This window comes from Pseudomonas sp. JAI115 (assembly GCF_014200835.1).
GTDB classification, from domain to species: domain Bacteria; phylum Pseudomonadota; class Gammaproteobacteria; order Pseudomonadales; family Pseudomonadaceae; genus Aquipseudomonas; species Aquipseudomonas putida_A.
In genome coordinates this window covers 50495-66770 of the sequence record NZ_JACHCY010000019.1, presented here as the reverse complement: position 1 = coordinate 66770, position 16276 = coordinate 50495, and the positions used below count along the sequence as shown (strand labels likewise).

The 16276-nt window shown below is 60.2% G+C and carries 14 protein-coding genes; 6 read left to right on the top strand and 8 right to left on the bottom strand.

What is annotated here, in order from left to right:
• Positions 1-8: 8 nt before the first annotated feature.
• The 6 genes from HDC30_RS26610 to yaaA form a co-directional block, all read right to left on the bottom strand.
• Complete coding sequence (locus HDC30_RS26610) at positions 9-1490, bottom strand: alginate export family protein (protein WP_027610925.1); 1482 nt, start codon at positions 1488-1490, stop codon at positions 9-11.
• Positions 1487-2989, bottom strand: a complete 1503-nt coding sequence (gene algK, locus HDC30_RS26605; protein WP_183785827.1) for an alginate biosynthesis TPR repeat lipoprotein AlgK — start codon at positions 2987-2989, stop codon at positions 1487-1489. The genes HDC30_RS26610 and algK overlap by 4 nt, the downstream gene beginning before the upstream one ends.
• 15 nt (positions 2990-3004) lie before the next feature.
• On the bottom strand, positions 3005-4174 hold the full coding sequence (locus tag HDC30_RS26600; protein ID WP_027610927.1) for an alginate biosynthesis protein Alg44: 1170 nt from the start codon (positions 4172-4174) through the stop codon (positions 3005-3007).
• Positions 4175-4209: 35 nt separating this feature from the next.
• Complete coding sequence (alg8, locus tag HDC30_RS26595) at positions 4210-5691, bottom strand: mannuronan synthase (protein ID WP_221303522.1); 1482 nt, start codon at positions 5689-5691, stop codon at positions 4210-4212.
• 106 nt (positions 5692-5797) lie between these two features.
• Positions 5798-7114 carry a nucleotide sugar dehydrogenase gene (locus HDC30_RS26590; protein ID WP_047601441.1) on the bottom strand — a complete coding sequence of 439 codons (1317 nt, stop codon included), beginning with the start codon at positions 7112-7114 and terminating at the stop codon, positions 5798-5800.
• 811 nt (positions 7115-7925) lie between these two features.
• The gene (gene yaaA / locus HDC30_RS26585; protein ID WP_027610929.1) at positions 7926-8705 is read right to left on the bottom strand and encodes a peroxide stress protein YaaA; all 780 of its coding nucleotides are present in this window, start codon (positions 8703-8705) and stop codon (positions 7926-7928) included.
• Between the two features lie 313 nt (positions 8706-9018).
• Here yaaA and HDC30_RS26580 point away from each other — a divergent pair, with 313 nt between their 5' ends.
• The 6 genes from HDC30_RS26580 (at position 9019) to HDC30_RS26555 (ending at position 14284) form a co-directional block, all read left to right on the top strand.
• Complete coding sequence (locus tag HDC30_RS26580; RefSeq protein WP_409347926.1) at positions 9019-10095, top strand: polysaccharide deacetylase family protein; 1077 nt, start codon at positions 9019-9021, stop codon at positions 10093-10095.
• A 337-nt stretch (positions 10096-10432) separates the two neighbouring features.
• Entirely contained in the window at positions 10433-11827 is a 1395-nt protein-coding gene (locus HDC30_RS26575; protein ID WP_027610931.1) for a PhoH family protein, read from the top strand.
• Positions 11828-12065: 238 nt separating this feature from the next.
• Positions 12066-12539, top strand: a complete 474-nt coding sequence (moaC, locus tag HDC30_RS26570; RefSeq protein WP_027610932.1) for a cyclic pyranopterin monophosphate synthase MoaC — start codon at positions 12066-12068, stop codon at positions 12537-12539.
• Entirely contained in the window at positions 12536-12778 is a 243-nt protein-coding gene (locus tag HDC30_RS26565) for a MoaD/ThiS family protein (protein ID WP_183785823.1), read from the top strand. The genes moaC and HDC30_RS26565 overlap by 4 nt, the downstream gene beginning before the upstream one ends.
• Before the next feature lie 3 nt (positions 12779-12781).
• Positions 12782-13234, top strand: a complete 453-nt coding sequence (moaE, locus tag HDC30_RS26560) for a molybdopterin synthase catalytic subunit MoaE (protein WP_007965204.1) — start codon at positions 12782-12784, stop codon at positions 13232-13234.
• A 273-nt stretch (positions 13235-13507) separates the two neighbouring features.
• The gene (locus HDC30_RS26555; RefSeq protein ID WP_096795178.1) at positions 13508-14284 is read left to right on the top strand and encodes an ABC transporter substrate-binding protein; all 777 of its coding nucleotides are present in this window, start codon (positions 13508-13510) and stop codon (positions 14282-14284) included.
• Between the two features lie 100 nt (positions 14285-14384).
• Here the strand turns inward: HDC30_RS26555 and HDC30_RS26550 are convergent, their stop codons facing one another.
• The gene (locus tag HDC30_RS26550) at positions 14385-15011 is read right to left on the bottom strand and encodes a transcriptional regulator (RefSeq protein WP_183785821.1); all 627 of its coding nucleotides are present in this window, start codon (positions 15009-15011) and stop codon (positions 14385-14387) included.
• Positions 15012-15103: 92 nt separating this feature from the next.
• Positions 15104-16231, bottom strand: coding sequence for an FAD-binding oxidoreductase (locus tag HDC30_RS26545; protein WP_027610936.1), 1128 nt, complete (start codon positions 16229-16231; stop codon positions 15104-15106).
• Positions 16232-16276 lie beyond the last annotated feature (45 nt).

Here is a 16276-nt window from a genome sequence, read left to right as displayed (position 1 = left end):
GGTTTGCATCAGAAGCGCCAGATCACGTCGATGAACGCGCGGTGCATGTACGAATCGACCTGGCTGCCATAGGCATCACCGGGCTTGAACACACCGCCACGGAAGCGCACCAGCGCCGACGGCTCGTCGATCGACTGGCTCAACGCCGCCGGCAGCAAGCCTTGCTTGAAGTACTTGGTCACCACCAGATCCATTTCCTGACCCAGATCCTTGTTGCCATCCTGCAGTGGCAGCGAGGTGCTGGAGAGGATCGCGCCGGTGACGTCGTCGGTGTTGTTTTCCACGGCGTTGATGCCGTTGCTGCCCACCGGCTTGTTGCCGTCCACGCGCCAGAACTTGTGGTAGATCAGGCTGGCGTCGTACTGGTCGTTGAGCATCCACGAACCGAACAGGGTCGCGGTCTGCATGTTGTTCATTTCGCCACGGAACGCTTCGCCGAAACGGTGCACGCGCGAGCGGGTACCGGTGTAGTTGGAGCGGTTGCTCTCCAGACCGTTCTGCTGGTAATCGGCGCTGGCGCGGGCGTAGGCCGCACCGACCTGCCACTGCGGATCGAGGCGCAGACGCACGCCCAGGTCAGTGGCCCAGCCATTGATGTCATCACTGCGCTTGGCTTGGGCCGGACGGCTGCCATCGGCGTTCAGCGGGTTGACCGAATCGAGGTCGCCGCTCATGCCGGTGATGCTGCCCCAGTAGTTGACGGTGTTGGTGTTGCGCCAGTTGTAGGCGTCGCTGTCGGCGGTCAGACCGAGCCAGCTGATGTCGCCGTTCTGGGTTTTGTCGAGGGTGTCGCGGGGCACGCCCGGTTCGGCGTAATCGAGCTTGCCGTTGTCGTGGGTGTGATGACCGCGAATGCCGACCCAGTTACCCGGGGTCCACTGATAGGCGGCATCGGCGTACGCGTGCAGGCGATCCTTGTCTTTCGGCGCCAGCTCTTTGAGGTCAGTGCGGTATTCGCTGAAGCGTTCGGCGACACCGACGTTGGCGCGCAACAGGGTGGTGTCGAAGGTCCAGTTCAGCGCTTCGATGTTGGTGTCGCGCCATTGCCCGTCGTCATTGCGCAGGCGCTGGCGACCGAGCTTGAGCATCTCGCCGGGGTACGGCGTCAGGCCGCTGTAGCCGACCCAGAACTCGCGCATCGCCAAGTAGTTTTTCTTGGTTTTGCGATCACTGTTGTCGGTGGTTTGCTCACCGTCCGACTGCTGCAAGGTGTCGGTCTCGATGATGTCGGTCGAGGTCACGGCCTGGCCCATGGCGTAGGCACTCCACGCGCCGCTTTCGCCGTAGATCCAAGGACGCAGGTCCAGGCCCACACCGTTGACGTCGCCGCCGCTGGCGGTGCCGAGGTCGCGGTCGTCTTCGGACTGGCCGGTGATTTTCACTTCCAGGCCGAAGTTCTTGGTTTCAGTGATCGCGGCCAGTGTCGGGCAAGACCAGATCAGCGCGAACGTGAGGCCAATGCCGGCCTTCACAAAGGGATTCAACTTCATAGGGATTCCTCGCCGTCTTCTTCTTGCAGGGCGTGCAGTTGCAGCGTGTTCTGATTCAGGGCACCACGGCTGGCCTGTTCCTGTTGCAGCAGGCGCTGGGCTTCGGCCAGACGCTCGGGCGGCAATTGCGCGGCCAGGGTGGTCGCCAGTTCATCGGCTTGCGGGGTGTTCTGCGCCTTGGCCAATTGGCTGAATACGTAGGCGTTGAGCGGGTCGGGCTTGGTGCCCTTGCCTTGGGAAAACAGTTGGGCGATGGCGAAATCGGCGCTGTTCTGGCCGTTGCGCGCGGCGGTCAGCAGGTGGTCGAGGGCCTTCTGCGGATAGACCTTGCCCAGGTAACCACGGCGATAGATCTGGCCGAGGTAATAGTCGGCGGCGACTTCGCGGCCGACGGCTTTCTGGAAGTGTTCTTCGGCGACTTTCGCGTCGGCCGGCACCAGTTTGCCTTCGTAGTAGAGCTTGCCCAGCAACAGTTCGGCGCGCGGCTGGTCGGCGGCGCGGCCGTTGTCCAGGTACTTCATCATCTGATCGACGTCGCCCAGTTCCGGGAAGTCGTAGAGCAGTTGCGCGAGGGTCACCCACGATGCCGGGTAGCCCGGGGCGATCGGTTCGAGCAGCGACTGCGCGGTCTTTTCGTCGGTCTTGCCCAGGGTCGAATCGGCCAGCACGCGGGCCACCGAATCGACGCGCTGCGCGCTGACCGTGCCACGGCTGTAACCGGCCTGCATCTGCTTGATCAGCTCGGCCTGTTGCTCCGGCTGGGCGCGTTTCTGATAGACCGTGGCCAGTTCGACGTAGCAGATGTCGGTGGTGTTGAGCGCGGCCTTGCAGATTTTTTCCACGTCATCCAGATGCTGGTCGTAGGTGCCCTGAGTGCGATACAGCAGCACCTGCGCCAAGCCGGCTTCCGGGTAGCCGGATTTGTGCCATTGATCAATCTGCTGCTGCGCGTTGATGTTGGGGAAGCTGTGCGGGTATTGCAGGTACAGCATCGCCAGCGGGATCAACGTATTGCCTTCGCCATTGGCGGCGGCTTTTTTCAGCAGGCTTTCGGCTTCGTGGTGCTCGGCTTCGGTTGACCCGGGCTTGGCTACCAGCAGGCGACCGAGACGGGCCTGGGCACGTGGCGAAACATCGGCGGCGGCGCGGTAGGTCGCTTCGGCCTGTTTGATCTGCTCGGGGTCGCGGCTGTCGACCTGGATATCGGCGAGACCGACTTGCGCCTCGCTGTAACCCAGATCAGCCAGTGCGCGGTAGTTTTGCGCGGCGGTGGCGGTGTCGCCACGCTTGAGCGCTTCGTTGGCCAGGCGTTGGTCGGGCAGGCCGGCGCAACCGGCGAGACTCACCGCCAGTGCCAGCGAGCACACCATCAAACCCATGTGGGAGCGAGCCTGCTCGCGAAGCAGTCGACTCGGTACTTCAGACAAACCGCGCTGATCCTTTCGCGAGCAGGCTCGCTCCCACAGGTTCGGCGGTGTGTTCAAGATAGGAGTAGTCACAGGCATGTCCTCGACTTAAAGACCGGCAGCCATGGCTTTGTCGATCAGCCAGTTCAGGTTCGGGCCACGGTCGCTGTTCACTTCCACCGGGCGCCCGGCGAAGCTGCTGTCCAGCGGCTCGTCAGGCTGGATCTGCACGCGGATGTCGGAGGACAGGTCGGCGCTTTTCAGGCTGGTGCTGCTGACGATCTTGCCGGTGCGGGTCTGGTCTTCGCCGGCGATCTGGAAGCTCACTGGCGTACCCGGACGCACGTCGCCGAACTGGCGATAGGAGAAGCGTGCATCGACGGTGGCCTGTGTATTGCGCGGCACCAGGGTGAAGATCACGTCGCCCTTGCTCGCGTACTGACCGTCAGCCACCAGTTGCTGGGCCACGGTGCAATCGCAAGGCGAGGTGAGGGTGCCGGTCATCTGCTTGCCGAACAGTTCTTCAACCTTGGCCGGTTGCAACTGGTCTTCGTCCAGATGGCCCTTGAGCACGTCGAGCATGCTGGTGCTGAAGGTCGCCAGCGGCGCGCCTTTGGCGGCGACGCCGTCGGACTTGACCAGGCTCTGCACGGTGCCGTCACGCGGCATGGTGATGTTCATCCCCGGCACGCTGACCAGACCTGCTTGCGCATGGCTGACGAAGTACATGCCGTACACCGACTTGAAGACGAAACCGAAAGCGACCAGACCGATGGCGAAAATGCCGGCGCTGAAAGTCACGGCTTTCAGACGCCCGAACGGGGTCATGCCGCTGCCGCCGTCCTTGACCTTGCGCGCCTTGGTGAAGTTGTCGCGCTGCAGGGTCGCCAGTACTTCACCCATGCTGACGATGTCGCCGGCCAGGTGCGAAGTGATCAGGTGACGCAGGGTGGAGATGTCCTGCGGCTCAAGGTTCTGGAACTGGCAACCGGCGCGGCCGCTCTGGCGATCGTAGGAGCGCACTTGCAGTTCGACGTCCATGGCCAGACCGAGGTTGTCGATGACGAATTGCAGGCGTGCCTTGTACACCTCGCCGATGGTCAGCGGCAGTTGCCCGGCGTTGAACGCCAGACCACCGGCGGACAGGTCGAGGACCCGCGCTTCGACCGGCGTCCGGTCTGGGCCGAAGAAACGCAGTTTGGCCGGGATTTTCACTCGGGCGTGCTGACGCTGGGCTTCGGATTCATGCACTACGTTGGCGTTGACGGCGGTATTCATGGGGGCGATTTCCTTGTTAATTCAATAGGGGCAGGTCAGACCATCATCAGCAGCACGGCGACGGAAATGCTGCCGGCGGAGAAGGTCATGGTCCGAGACGACCAGGTGTTGAACCAACGTTGAAAGCTGGCGAGATCACGGGTCAGGGAAGTGGGTTGGCGCGTCCAGGATTGCTGGTCGAGGCGGAAGAACACGTAGATCTTCACCAGCGCACCGACGATCTGGTTGTAATACAGAATCACGGGATAGGCCGGGCCGATCCGGTGACCGGAGCACGACAGCAGCAGGGTCAGAATCAGGCGGGTGATACCGATCCACAGCAGGTAGGCGAGGATGAACGCGCCGCCGTACTTGAAGCTGGCGATGATCGCCACGGTCAGGCCCAGCAACGACGTCCACATCGATACGCGCTGATCGAACAGCACCACCGAGGTGAAGGCGCCGAGGCGTTTCACACCCAGGCCCAGCGCTCGCGAGTTCTGGCGCAGGTTGTTGCCGTACCAGCGGAACATCAGTTTGCGGCTGGCCTTGATGAAGCTCTTTTCCGGCGGATGCTCAACGGTGTTGATCGCGGCGTCCGGCACGTAAAAGGTGTCGTAACCCAGGCGCATCAGGCTGAACCAGCTCGACTTGTCGTCGCCGGTGAGAAACTTGAAACGGCCCAGGCGCCAGTGTTGCAGCGAGTCGCTTTCGACGTCGGCGATGAATTCCGGATCGGTCACCACGGTGGCGCGGAACACCGACATACGCCCGGTCATGGTCAGCACGCGCTTGGACAGGGCCATCGAGCACATGTTGATGTGACGCTGGGCGAAACGCAGCTTGTGCCATTCGCTCATGATGTAGCCGCCACGTACTTCGCAGAATTCGTTGGTGGTCAGGCCACCGACGTTGCCGAACAGCTGGAACCACGGCACGGTCTTGCGCACGGTGCCTTCGCCGAGCACGGTGTCGCCGTCGATCACGGCCACCACGGCACGGTCGTCCGGCAGGTGACGGGAGATCGCGCGGAAACCATAAGCCAGGCCATCGCGCTTGCCGGTGCCGGGAATGCGCACGAAGTCGAGCTTCACGCGGTCTGGCGGATTCATCCGCGCCCACAGCGCCTTGACCAGCAGCTCATCGGACATTTCGACGATCGAGCAGACCACGGTGGTCGGCAGTTCGCAGTCGATGGCTTCGCGGATCACCGAGCTGTAGACCTGCGCGGTGGTCAGCGCGTCGATACGGAAACTGGTGACCATCAGAAACACATGCGACGGGTCCGCCGCCTTACCCAGCTTGCGCACTTTGCGGCGCAGGTGCGGGTAAACGATGTAGAGAAAAATCATGCCGCGCACAAAGTGCGTTGCACCCATCGAGTAGCGCCAGATACCCACGGCGCCAATCAGGAAAATAAAGTCCCTCGACTCGGAGTCGAACGTGGACGTGGGCAGCATCAAGGCCAGGCCCAACAACAAACTGAGGTAAAACAGCCAACCGGCGGCCTGAAGTAGGCCGTGCTTTAGCCTGTGCATAATCTGCATCCGTCTCTATCTCGGGCGAGCCTGTCGGGTGGCCCGATGGGGTTAAGGCAGGCGAAGAACCGGCCGAGGGTTCAAATCCCCCGGCCGGAAGGCTGACTTACCAGCAGATACCTTCGGTGCGAGTACCCGGGTTGGTGGCTTTGGCCATGAAGCCGACCAGGTCGATGACCTGTTTGCCTTGCGGCGCTTCCTGGGCCAGCGCGCGGAACTTCTCGTCGCGGTTGCCGAGGATGATCACGTCGGAGTTGTCGATCACCGAATCGAAGTCCGAGTTGAGCAGGGACGACACGTGCGGGATCTTCGACTCGATGTAGTCCTTGTTCGCGCCGTGAACACGGGCGTACTCGACGTTGCTGTCGTAGATGCTCAGGTCGTAGCCCTTGCCGATCAGCATTTCGGCCAGTTCCACCAGCGGACTTTCGCGCAGGTCATCGGTACCGGCCTTGAAGCTCAGACCGAGCAGGGCGACTTTGCGTTTGTCGTGGCTTTCAACGATGTCGAAGGCGTTCTGCACTTGCGATTCGTTACTGCGCATCAGCGAGTTGAGCAACGGCGCTTCGACGTCCAGCGAACCTGCACGGTAGGTCAGGGCGCGCACGTCTTTGGGCAGGCACGAACCACCGAAGGCGAAGCCCGGGCGCATGTAGTACTGGGACAGGTTGAGGGTCTTGTCCTGGCAGACCACGTCCATCACTTCACGACCATCGACGCCAACCGCTTTGGCGATGTTGCCGATCTCGTTGGCGAAGGTGACCTTGGTTGCGTGCCAGACGTTGCAGGTGTACTTGATCATCTCGGCGACCGCGATGTCCTTGCGGATGATCGGCGCGTCGAGTTCTTCGTACAGCGATTGCAGAACGTCGCCCGAGGCCTTGTCGAACTCGCCGATGACGGTCATCGGTGGCAGGTCGTAGTCCTTGATCGCGGTGGATTCACGCAGGAATTCCGGGTTGACCGCGACGCCGAAATCGACACCGGCCTTCTTGCCCGAGCAGTCTTCGAGGATCGGGATCACCACGTTGGCGACGGTGCCCGGCAGCACGGTGCTGCGTACCACGATGGTGTGGCGGGTGGTTTTTTCACGCAGTACGAAACCGATCTCGCGGCACACCGCCTCGATGTAGTTCAGTTCCAGGTCGCCGTTCTTCTTACTCGGCGTACCGACGCAGATCATCGACAGGTCGGTGTCACGAATCGCCTCGGCGAAGTTGGTCGTACCGCGCAGACGACCGGTCTCGATACCCTGAGCCAGAAGTTCGCCCAGACCCGGTTCCACAATCGGCGACTTGCCGGCGTTGATCATGTCGATCTTGTCTTTGGCAACATCGACGCCAACCACGTCATGGCCCCGTGCAGACAGGCAACCGGCACACACTGCGCCAACGTAACCCAAACCAAATATGCTGATGCGCATCGCAATTACCTCTGTGTTTTATCAAGCCATTAGATGGCCGGAGTTAATGGTGTTCAGCGGTCATAGTGCACTCGAAAGTGCGGCATACAGGCGCCACAATGCCGTGTGCAGGCATACTAAGTTCCGAGTGTCTAAATAAGTGCACTCAAGATGTGCGCAACTAGGCCTTAGTTGTTATGACTTGCCCTGTTATGCAGCGGATCTTCTTGCTGGAAGACTCTTGTGCATGTGTTCAGTCCACCTGATGTCGGACGAAAGGCCCGTAGATCAAGCGGTTGGGTGCTCAGGCGAGCACAATTACAGGGGCGCAGCCTTGGCCTTGTAGAGGATGTTTATGGTGCGTATCACCTATCCATCGTTAGTTGATCAGATGAGTGAACCATCTAGGCAAGTTGCTGTGACAACTTGGTTACATGGTTCTCCGCTCTGCGTAAGTTATCTCGTACAAACTCGGCGAGAATCGTTACCGGTGGTATGAGCTATGCATTTGGACATAGTTCCTACCCGCTCATCGCGAAATCTGAAATTTTTTGAAATATTGCCAAAGATGGCACTGGTCTCAATTTGATAGCACTTTCGATTTGGGCCTTTGTTAATCGGTGCGTAATCGAGCTAGATAGTTTTGTGCCACTACCGTAAAAAAATTTACGTGCCACTACTGAAAAAAAGTGAGGCTGTCGAGTGAAACTAAAATTAGAATTGGGCAGGACGATTTTATGGCGCCAATAAAACGGCGAAATGCTGCGAGGGATTTTTGACGTCGTGCGAGCTGCACGACTCTTTATAGACAGAGTCGTGCAATGGGCATGCTTTATTCCGGGGCGTGGTCGCGCAAAAACACCAGATTGTCCGGTTTCGATTGCTCGGCGCTGTAGCGATAACCCTGCACATCGAACTGCTTGAGCAGGGCGGGATCATTGATTTTTTCCTGAATCACGAAACGGCTCATCAGGCCGCGGGCCTTCTTCGCGTAGAAGCTGATGATCTTGTACTGGCCGTTCTTCAGGTCCTTGAAATCGGTGTTGATGATCCGCGCGTTCAGGGCGCTGCGTTTGACCGCCGAAAAGTACTCGTTGGAGGCCAGGTTCAGCAGCACATCGTCGCCCTGATCGCCCAGCGCTTCGTTGAGCCATTCGCTGATGCGCGTACCCCAGAACGCGTACAGGTCCTTGCCACGGGCGTTGGCCAGTTTGGTGCCCATTTCCAGACGATACGGCTGCATCAAGTCCAGCGGACGCAGCAGGCCATAGAGACCGGAGAGCATGCGCAAGTGCTTTTGCGCATAGTCGAACTGAGCTTCGCTGAACGATTGCGCGTCGAGGCCGGTGTACACGTCACCCTTGAACGCGAGCAGCGCCTGCTTGGCGTTTTCCGGGGTGAAGGCGGGCGTCCAGCTGCCGAAACGCGCGGCATTCAGGCCGCCGATCTTGTCGGACACGTGCATCAGTTCGCTGATCTGTGCCGGGCTCAGTTCGCGCAGCTGCTGGATCAGCTCCTGAGAGTGATCGAGGTATTGCGGCTGGGTAAAGCGCTGGGTCGCCGGCGGTGTTTCGTAATCGAGGGTCTTGGCGGGGGAAATCACCATCAGCATGAAGTCGTCTCCTTTAATCGTGGGGGCGATTCTAGGGGGTTGGCCGAGTGGACTCCAGCTATCAAGCCCATAGGTGATCGACGGCTCGCCACATTTCCCTGTGGGAGGGGGCTTGCTCCCGAAGAGGCCGTGTCAGTCGCCATATTTACTGAATGACACACCGCATTCGGGAGCAAGCCCCCTCCCACAGGGAATCGGAGTGGCTGCGGGGAATCCTGCGGGATCAGCTATAGTGCCGCGCGGGTTTGGTTATGGAGACACCCCTTTGCGCATTGTTCTTTTATTCACCGCGTGGCTGTTGAGCTGCGGGGCCATGGCGGCGCCGGGCGATGTGGCGACGCTGGATCGCAGCACCTGGCCGGAGCAACTGAGCAGCCCGACGCTGTTCGACGTCGCCTCGCGTGCGGAAATCCTCATGTTCGCCCGGGGCCTGCTCGGCACCGAAGCGCTGGACGAGGCCGCGCTGGCCCAGCGCCTTGGGCTGCGCACGGTCAACGTCGACGCGATCAGCCACCTGCGTCAGCGGCTTTGGGAACGTCTGTTGGCCAACTACAACTTCGCCCAGCAGAGCTGCGATCAGGATGCCTCGTTCTGCTTCCTCGTCGAAGACCTGCCGACCCTGCGCGAGCAGGCCGCCAAGTTCGTGGTCAGCGACGACAGCTATTACACCAAGTGGGCCGAGCCGAGCCGGCTGTTTCATCTGCAGTATCTGGACGAGCTGATGCGCAAGGCCGCGCTGTCGCCGCAGACCAGCAGTGAAATCGATCGTTTCGGCGACTATGAACGCAGCGGCGACGAGATGCATGACCGGCTGTTTCTGCTGAGTTTCGACAGCGCTGCAAACCTGCAGCCGGACAACACCGACTGGATCGCCGACTACCTGCGCAAATCCAATCTCAGCGGCACGTTCTTTCTGTTGGGCAAGGATGTGCAGGCGCGGCTCGCTGATCGCTCGGTGAGCAATCTGCAATCGGAGTTCTCGAAACAGTGTGTCGGCGTGCAGGGTTGGGAGTTCCGTTCCCACAGCTATTGGCAAGACTGGCAGGACTCGGTGCGCCGCAGCAGTGACTTGGTGAAAAACAAGTTGCCGGAAAACTACGTGCCGCTGTTCCGTCCGCCGGAGGGGCAGCGTCGCTCTGATGCTGGCAGTTTCTTCCGCAATCAGGGCCTGCAAGTGGCGCTGTGGGATATCGATGCACAGGACGGCGCCGGCAAGCTCAAGGGCGCGCAGAGTGCGCAGCGGGTGCTGACCCTGATGCTGCTGTGGCGTCACGGGGTGATCAATTTCAACATGAAACAGGATGCGGTGAAGACCGCGTTGCCGTGGCTGATCACGCAAACTGCGCAAAGCGGCATCGGCTTTGAAGACTGTCAGGACGGGTTTCGCTGATAAACGGAAAAAGCCCGGAAACATTGGGCTTGGGGCGATTTTTCTAGAGAATTCGATGCAGGCGGACTTCCGACTTTAGCGGGGTCTGGACGGTCCGCCAAGGGCTTTTCGTCATTCTGCAAAATAAACTTAAAAAAACCGTCAAAGTGCTTTTTTATGTCATGGGTTTTGGAGTATTACGAAGACAGACCGCCGAAACCTGCAACACAGGTGGCGTCTTCCAAGACTCCTTTTGTGTGCAGTTCATCCAGGCCCTCGTGGATGAATTCGGCAGTCACTTCGAGGCGCAGCACCGCCCAGGTATTGCGTCGAATGGCTCCCACAAAGGTGACCGAGTATGGATGATCACGGACGTAGCCCTTCTTCCAACCAGCCAATCCTTTATGTACTCGATACCAACGTATTGATTCACGATCCAAATGCCCTGCTGAATTTCGAAGAACACCACGTCGCGATCCCGATGACCGTGCTCGAAGAGCTGGACAAGCTCAAGAGCGGCCATCACAGCGTTGCTGCCGAATGCCGCCAGGCGATCCGCCTGATCGACAAGACCCTGGGCGATGCCTCCCCCGAGGACGTTGAACTGGGTGTGCCGATCCAGCGCGGCAAGGGCGGCCCAAAGGGCTTGCTGTCAATTCTGATGAGCAAACAGGCCGAGTCGAACCTGATTCTGCCCGAGCATCTGAACGACAACAAAATCATCAACCAACTGATCGACCTGCACACCCGTGATCCGAAGAAGGCCGTGGTGCTGGTCACCAAAGACATCAACATGCGCCTCAAGGCGCGCGCCTGCGGGATCGATGCCGAGGACTACAGCACCGACCAGTTGGTCGACGACGTGTCCCTGCTGCCCAACGGCTACCACAACATGACCGGCTCCTTTTGGGACCGCGTGAGCAAGGTCGAAACCCGTCAGGATCACGGCCGCACCTGGCATCAGGTGCAGTTGATCGACAACCTGCCGGCGGTGCACATCAACGAGTTCATCATTGACGAACAAGGCTTTGTCGGCTGGATCAAGGAAATCCAGGAAGACAAGCTGCTGATCCTCGACCTGCATCAGGAACCGCTGCTGCATCAGGAAGCCTGGGGTCTCAAACCGCGCGATATCTACCAGAGCCTGGCGCTGTATGCCTTGCTGGATCCGGACATTCACCTGGTCAACCTGTCGGGTGCAGCGGGTTCCGGTAAAACCATTCTGGCGCTGGCTGCGGCGATCGAGCAGACCATGGTCAGCAAACGCTATCGCCGGATCATTGCGACCCGCAGCGTGCAGGGCCTGGACCAGGAAATCGGCTTCCTGCCGGGCACCGAAGCGGAAAAAATGGAGCCTTGGCTGGGCGCCATCACCGACAACCTCGAAGCCTTGCACATGGATGACGAAAACACCCATGGCAGCGTCGATTACATCCTCAGCAAAGTGCCGTTGCAGTTCAAATCGCTCAACTACATTCGTGGTCGCAGCTTCCAGCAGAGCCTGATCCTGATCGACGAATGCCAGAACCTCACGCCGCACCAGATGAAAACCATCATCACCCGGGCCGGCGCCGGTTCCAAAGTGGTGTGCCTGGGCAACCTGGCACAGATCGACACCCCTTACCTGTCCGCGACCAGCTCCGGGCTGACCTACCTGACCGAACGTTTCAAGGATTTCCCCAACGGGGTGCACATCACCCTGCAAGGGGTGCCTCGCTCGATTCTGGCCGAATACGCCGAATCGCATTTGTAACCCTTCCAACAAAACCGGGCGGCTCAAAAGCCGCCCGGTTTTTTTATGGGCAAGTGCCTGTCCAATGTGGGAGCGGGCTTGCTCGCGAAAGCGGTGTGTCAGCCACCAAATGTGTGCCTGATACACCGCTTTCGCGAGCAAGCCCGCTCCCACAGGGGATAGTGGTGAATTCATAATCAGTGATGCGGAAATTTGACCCGCAGGTTTACAATCCACGCTCCTGATCAGGAGTAATCCCGTGCTGACTCATCTCGATTCCCAAGGTCGCGCCAACATGGTCGACGTCACCGAAAAAGCCGTGACGTTCCGTGAGGCGACGGCCCAAGCGCTGGTGCGCATGCTCCCCGAAACCCTGCAGATGATCGTCAGCGGCGGCCATCCCAAGGGCGACGTGTTTGCCGTGGCGCGCATTGCCGGCATTCAGGCGGCTAAGAAAACCAGTGATCTGATCCCGCTGTGCCATCCGCTGATGCTGACCGGGGTCAAGGTTGAACTCAGCGCTGAAGGTGACGACAGCGTGCGCATCGTCGCCCGCTGCAAGCTGTCAGGGCAGACCGGCGTGGAGATGGAAGCACTGACCGCTGCCAGCGTCGCCGCACTGACCATCTATGACATGTGCAAAGCGGTGGATCGCGGCATGATCATCGAAAGCGTGCGTCTGCTGGAGAAGGTCGGCGGCAAGAGCGGGCATTTTCAGGCGGAGCAGCCATGAAGCTGACGGTTAAATTCTTTGCCCGTTATCGTGAAGCGCTGGGCGTGGACTCGGTGGAGGTCGAAGGCGATTTCGCCACGGTCGACACTGTGCGTGCGCTGCTCGCGCAACGCGAGGGCGCCGAAGTGCTGAGCGAACAGAACCTGATGTGCGCACGCAACGAAGACCTGTGCCCGCTCGACGAGCCGGTGAGCGATGGCGACGAAGTGGCGTTTTTCCCCACCGTGACCGGAGGCTGAGGCATGGCGATTCGGGTGCAGTCCACGGCGTTCGATCCCGGCGCTGAAGTCAACGCGATGCACGCGGCGAATGTCGGTGTCGGCGCGGTGGTGAGTTTTGTCGGCTACGTGCGCGACTTCAACGACGGTCTGGATGTGGCGGGGATGTTCCTTGAGCATTATCCGGGCATGACCGAAAAAGCCCTCGGCAAGATCGCCGTCGAGGCCGAGCAGCGCTGGCCGCTGCTGAAGCTGGAAGTGCTGCACCGCATCGGCGCGCTGGAGCCTGGCGAGCCGATCGTGTTTGTCGGTGCGGCCAGTGCCCATCGCCAGGCGGCGTTCGACGCCTGCGCCTTTGTCATGGACTACCTGAAAACCCGCGCGCCGTTCTGGAAAAAAGAGAACACCAGCGACGGCCCGCGCTGGGTCGAGGGGCGTGACAGTGATCATGCCGCTGCGGATCGCTGGAAGAAGTAATTACTGCATCGCCCTCTAGTCAGCCATCGCTGGCAAGCCAGCTCCCACAGTGTTTTGTGTCGTGCACATATTTTATGTCCACCACTGAACCGTGTGGGAGCTGGCTTGCCAGCGATGAGGCCATCTGCAACACCAAAACCTTTCTTTCCTCTAATTGACGATTTGTACACATGAGTCCAATATGGATTTATAAGTACAAAAAAGACATATCCCCCCGTTCCAGCTCTTTTCTTCTGTCTTGCCAAACCAACAACAACCCGCGAGAGAACGAACATGAAGAAACTCCCCCTGATCACCGGTCTGGCCCTGAGCCTGTTGGCGTGCACCAGCTCGTTTGCCGCCGAGAAAACCCTGCGCATCGGCATCGAGGCCGCTTATCCACCGTTCGCTTCGAAAACCGACAAGGGTGAAATCGTCGGTTTCGACTACGACATCGGCAACGCCCTGTGCGCGCAGATGAAGGTCAAATGCGTGTGGGTCGAGGGTGAGTTCGATGGTCTGATTCCTTCGTTGAAAGTGAAGAAAATCGACATGGCGCTGTCGTCGATGACCATCAACGAAGACCGCAAGAAGTCGGTGGATTTCACCCACAAGTACTACTTCACGTCGTCACGGCTGGTGATGAAGGAAGGCGCCACGGTCGATGACCAATACGCCAGCCTCAAGGGCAAGAGCGTCGGCGTGCAGCGCGCCACCACCACCGATCGTTATGCTACCGAGGTGTTCGAACCGAAGGGCATCAACGTCAAGCGCTACGGCAATAACGAAGAAATCTACATGGACCTGGCGGCCGGGCGGCTCGATGCGATTTTCGCCGACACCATCCCGCTGAACGATTTCCTGTCGATGCCACGCGGCAAGGGCTATGCGTTTGTCGGGCCGGAGCTGAAGGATCCGAAGTACGTGGGCGAGGGCGCGGGGATTGCGGTGCGCAAGGGCAATACCGAGCTGGTCAGCGAGTTGAACACGGCCATCGACGGGATTCGGGCGAGTGGCGAATATCAGAAGATTTCCCAGAAGTACTTCAAGTCCGACATCTACGGCGACTGATAGTCCGCTATCGCGAGCAGGCTCACTCCTACAGGGGAACGCATTCCAACTGTAGGAGTGAGCCTGCTCGCGATGGGGCCAGAACTGCCAATGCAGATCTTCAGCCCTTCAATTCCTTCAAATGCTTGTACACCGTCGCCCGCCCCATGTTCAGCACATTGGCCACATAGTTCGAGGCGCTCTTGCCCTTGAACGCGCCTTCGGCGTGCAGCGCCAGCACCAGTTCGCGCTTGTGATCGCGGGTCAGCAGATTCAGGCTCAGCTGCCGCTCGCGCAGCCAGGCGTGGAGGAAGGTGTTGATGCGTTCCTGCCAGTCATCGCGAAACAGTGAATCCGGCTGCGGGATCAGTTTGCTCGGCGACAGGAACAGATCCAGCGCAGCCTTGGCATTCTCGAACAGCGAAATATTCAGGTTGATGCACAGCACCGCCAGCGGCCGCTCTTCGCGGTCGCGCAGCACGGTGCTCAGGCTGCGGATTTTCTGGCCGTCCCAATTGAGCTTTTCGTACGGGCCGATGTTGCGCTCACTGACCTCCTCGCTGAGCATGTCTTCAAGCGATGAATCGTCGCCGATCTCGCGCTTGGACAGGTTGTTGGCGATGTAGTCGACCTTCTGCGTGCGCAGGTCGTGCAGCACCACCTCGGCGTGGGGAAAGAACAGCGTGGCGATGGCGTCGGCGATGGCACGGAAGTTATCCAGTGCCGGATCGATTTCGGGGGCGGTCATGTTTGTGGAGCTCCAGGCGGCGTCAGCGCCCCCGTGCACGGGGGCGCTGCGAGTGTGCCGCAATCCGTTGAGCGCGTCATCCGCAGGGGCCATCAGCGCAGTCGTGAAGGGGAGAGCATGGCGCTGCTCAGGCCGAACTGCTGCAACGACTCAGGCAACGGCTGACCACGCACCAATGCCGCGCTGGCCTGGCCCATGGCCGGTGAAGTCTGAATACCGTAACCGCCCTGGGCCGCGACCCAGAACAGCCCCGGCACCTGCGGATCGAAACCGCTGAGCAGATCACCGTCGGCGACGAAGCTGCGCAGTCCGGCCCAGGTGCGGGTCGGGCGGCGAATGGTCAGGGTCGTAGCCTCTTCGATCTGATAGATGCCCATGGCGATGTCCAGCTCTTCCGGTTGCACATCATGCGGTTCGACCGGATCGGCGTTGGCCGGCGAGCCGAGGAACATCCCGGCGTCGGGCTTCATGTAGAACGATTCGTCGAGGCTGACCAGCATCGGCCAGTGATGAATGTCCACGCCCTCGGGGCCGGCGAAAATGAACGCTGCGCGGCGCTTGGGTTGCAAGCCCAGCGCCTGGGCGCCAGCCAGTGCGCCGATCTGGTCGGCCCAGGCGCCGGCGGCGTTGATGATGACCGGCGCGCTGAAGGTCTGACCGTTGGTTTGCACCTGCCAGAGGCCAGCGGCGTCGCGCGTCAGGCCCAGCACTTCGCAATCGGTGTGCACTTGGCCGTTGTTGCGGCGGATACCGCGCAGGTAGCCCTGATGCAGGGCGTCGGTGTCGATGTCACTGGCGGTCGGATCGTAGATCGCGCCGTGGACTTTTTCCCGACGCAGGATCGGCAGACGGGCGCAGGCTTCGTCGGCGCTGAGCAACTGCATTTCTGGCACTGTGGCTTTAGCGCTGAGGTACTGGTTGTTCAGCTCGGCGGCGTCACCGCTGAAGTCCACGGTCATTTCGCCGCGCGGTGTCAGCAATGGGTGCTCGCAAAAGCCGCTCGGCGGATGGTCGAAAAACTCACGGCTGGCCAGCGTCAGCGCCCGCACCTGCGGCGTACCGTAGGCGGCGGTGTACAGCGCGGCAGAACGCCCGGTGGAGTGATAGGCCGGGTGCGATTCACGTTCGAGCACGATCACTTTGGCGTGGGGCGACAGCCAGAAACCGGTGGAAGCGCCGGCAATCCCGCCGCCGATGATGATGAAATCTGCCTGGCTCATGAAAGGTCTCCGGTGTTTACGCAATATCAAGGCGTTCACTAGTCC

Coding starts and splice junctions, on each gene's coding strand:
- HDC30_RS26610 (WP_027610925.1), bottom strand. CDS start 1,490: ATGAAGTTGAATCCCTTTGTGAAGGCCGGCATTGGCCTCACGTTCGCG.
- HDC30_RS26600 (WP_027610927.1), bottom strand. CDS start 4,174: ATGAATACCGCCGTCAACGCCAACGTAGTGCATGAATCCGAAGCCCAG.
- alg8 (WP_221303522.1), bottom strand. CDS start 5,691: ATGCACAGGCTAAAGCACGGCCTACTTCAGGCCGCCGGTTGGCTGTTT.
- HDC30_RS26590 (WP_047601441.1), bottom strand. CDS start 7,114: ATGCGCATCAGCATATTTGGTTTGGGTTACGTTGGCGCAGTGTGTGCC.
- yaaA (WP_027610929.1), bottom strand. CDS start 8,705: ATGCTGATGGTGATTTCCCCCGCCAAGACCCTCGATTACGAAACACCG.
- HDC30_RS26580 (WP_409347926.1), top strand. CDS start 9,019: ATGGCGGCGCCGGGCGATGTGGCGACGCTGGATCGCAGCACCTGGCCG.
- HDC30_RS26575 (WP_027610931.1), top strand. CDS start 10,433: ATGGATGATCACGGACGTAGCCCTTCTTCCAACCAGCCAATCCTTTAT.
- HDC30_RS26565 (WP_183785823.1), top strand. CDS start 12,536: ATGAAGCTGACGGTTAAATTCTTTGCCCGTTATCGTGAAGCGCTGGGC.
- moaE (WP_007965204.1), top strand. CDS start 12,782: ATGGCGATTCGGGTGCAGTCCACGGCGTTCGATCCCGGCGCTGAAGTC.
- HDC30_RS26555 (WP_096795178.1), top strand. CDS start 13,508: ATGAAGAAACTCCCCCTGATCACCGGTCTGGCCCTGAGCCTGTTGGCG.
- HDC30_RS26550 (WP_183785821.1), bottom strand. CDS start 15,011: ATGACCGCCCCCGAAATCGATCCGGCACTGGATAACTTCCGTGCCATC.
- HDC30_RS26545 (WP_027610936.1), bottom strand. CDS start 16,231: ATGAGCCAGGCAGATTTCATCATCATCGGCGGCGGGATTGCCGGCGCT.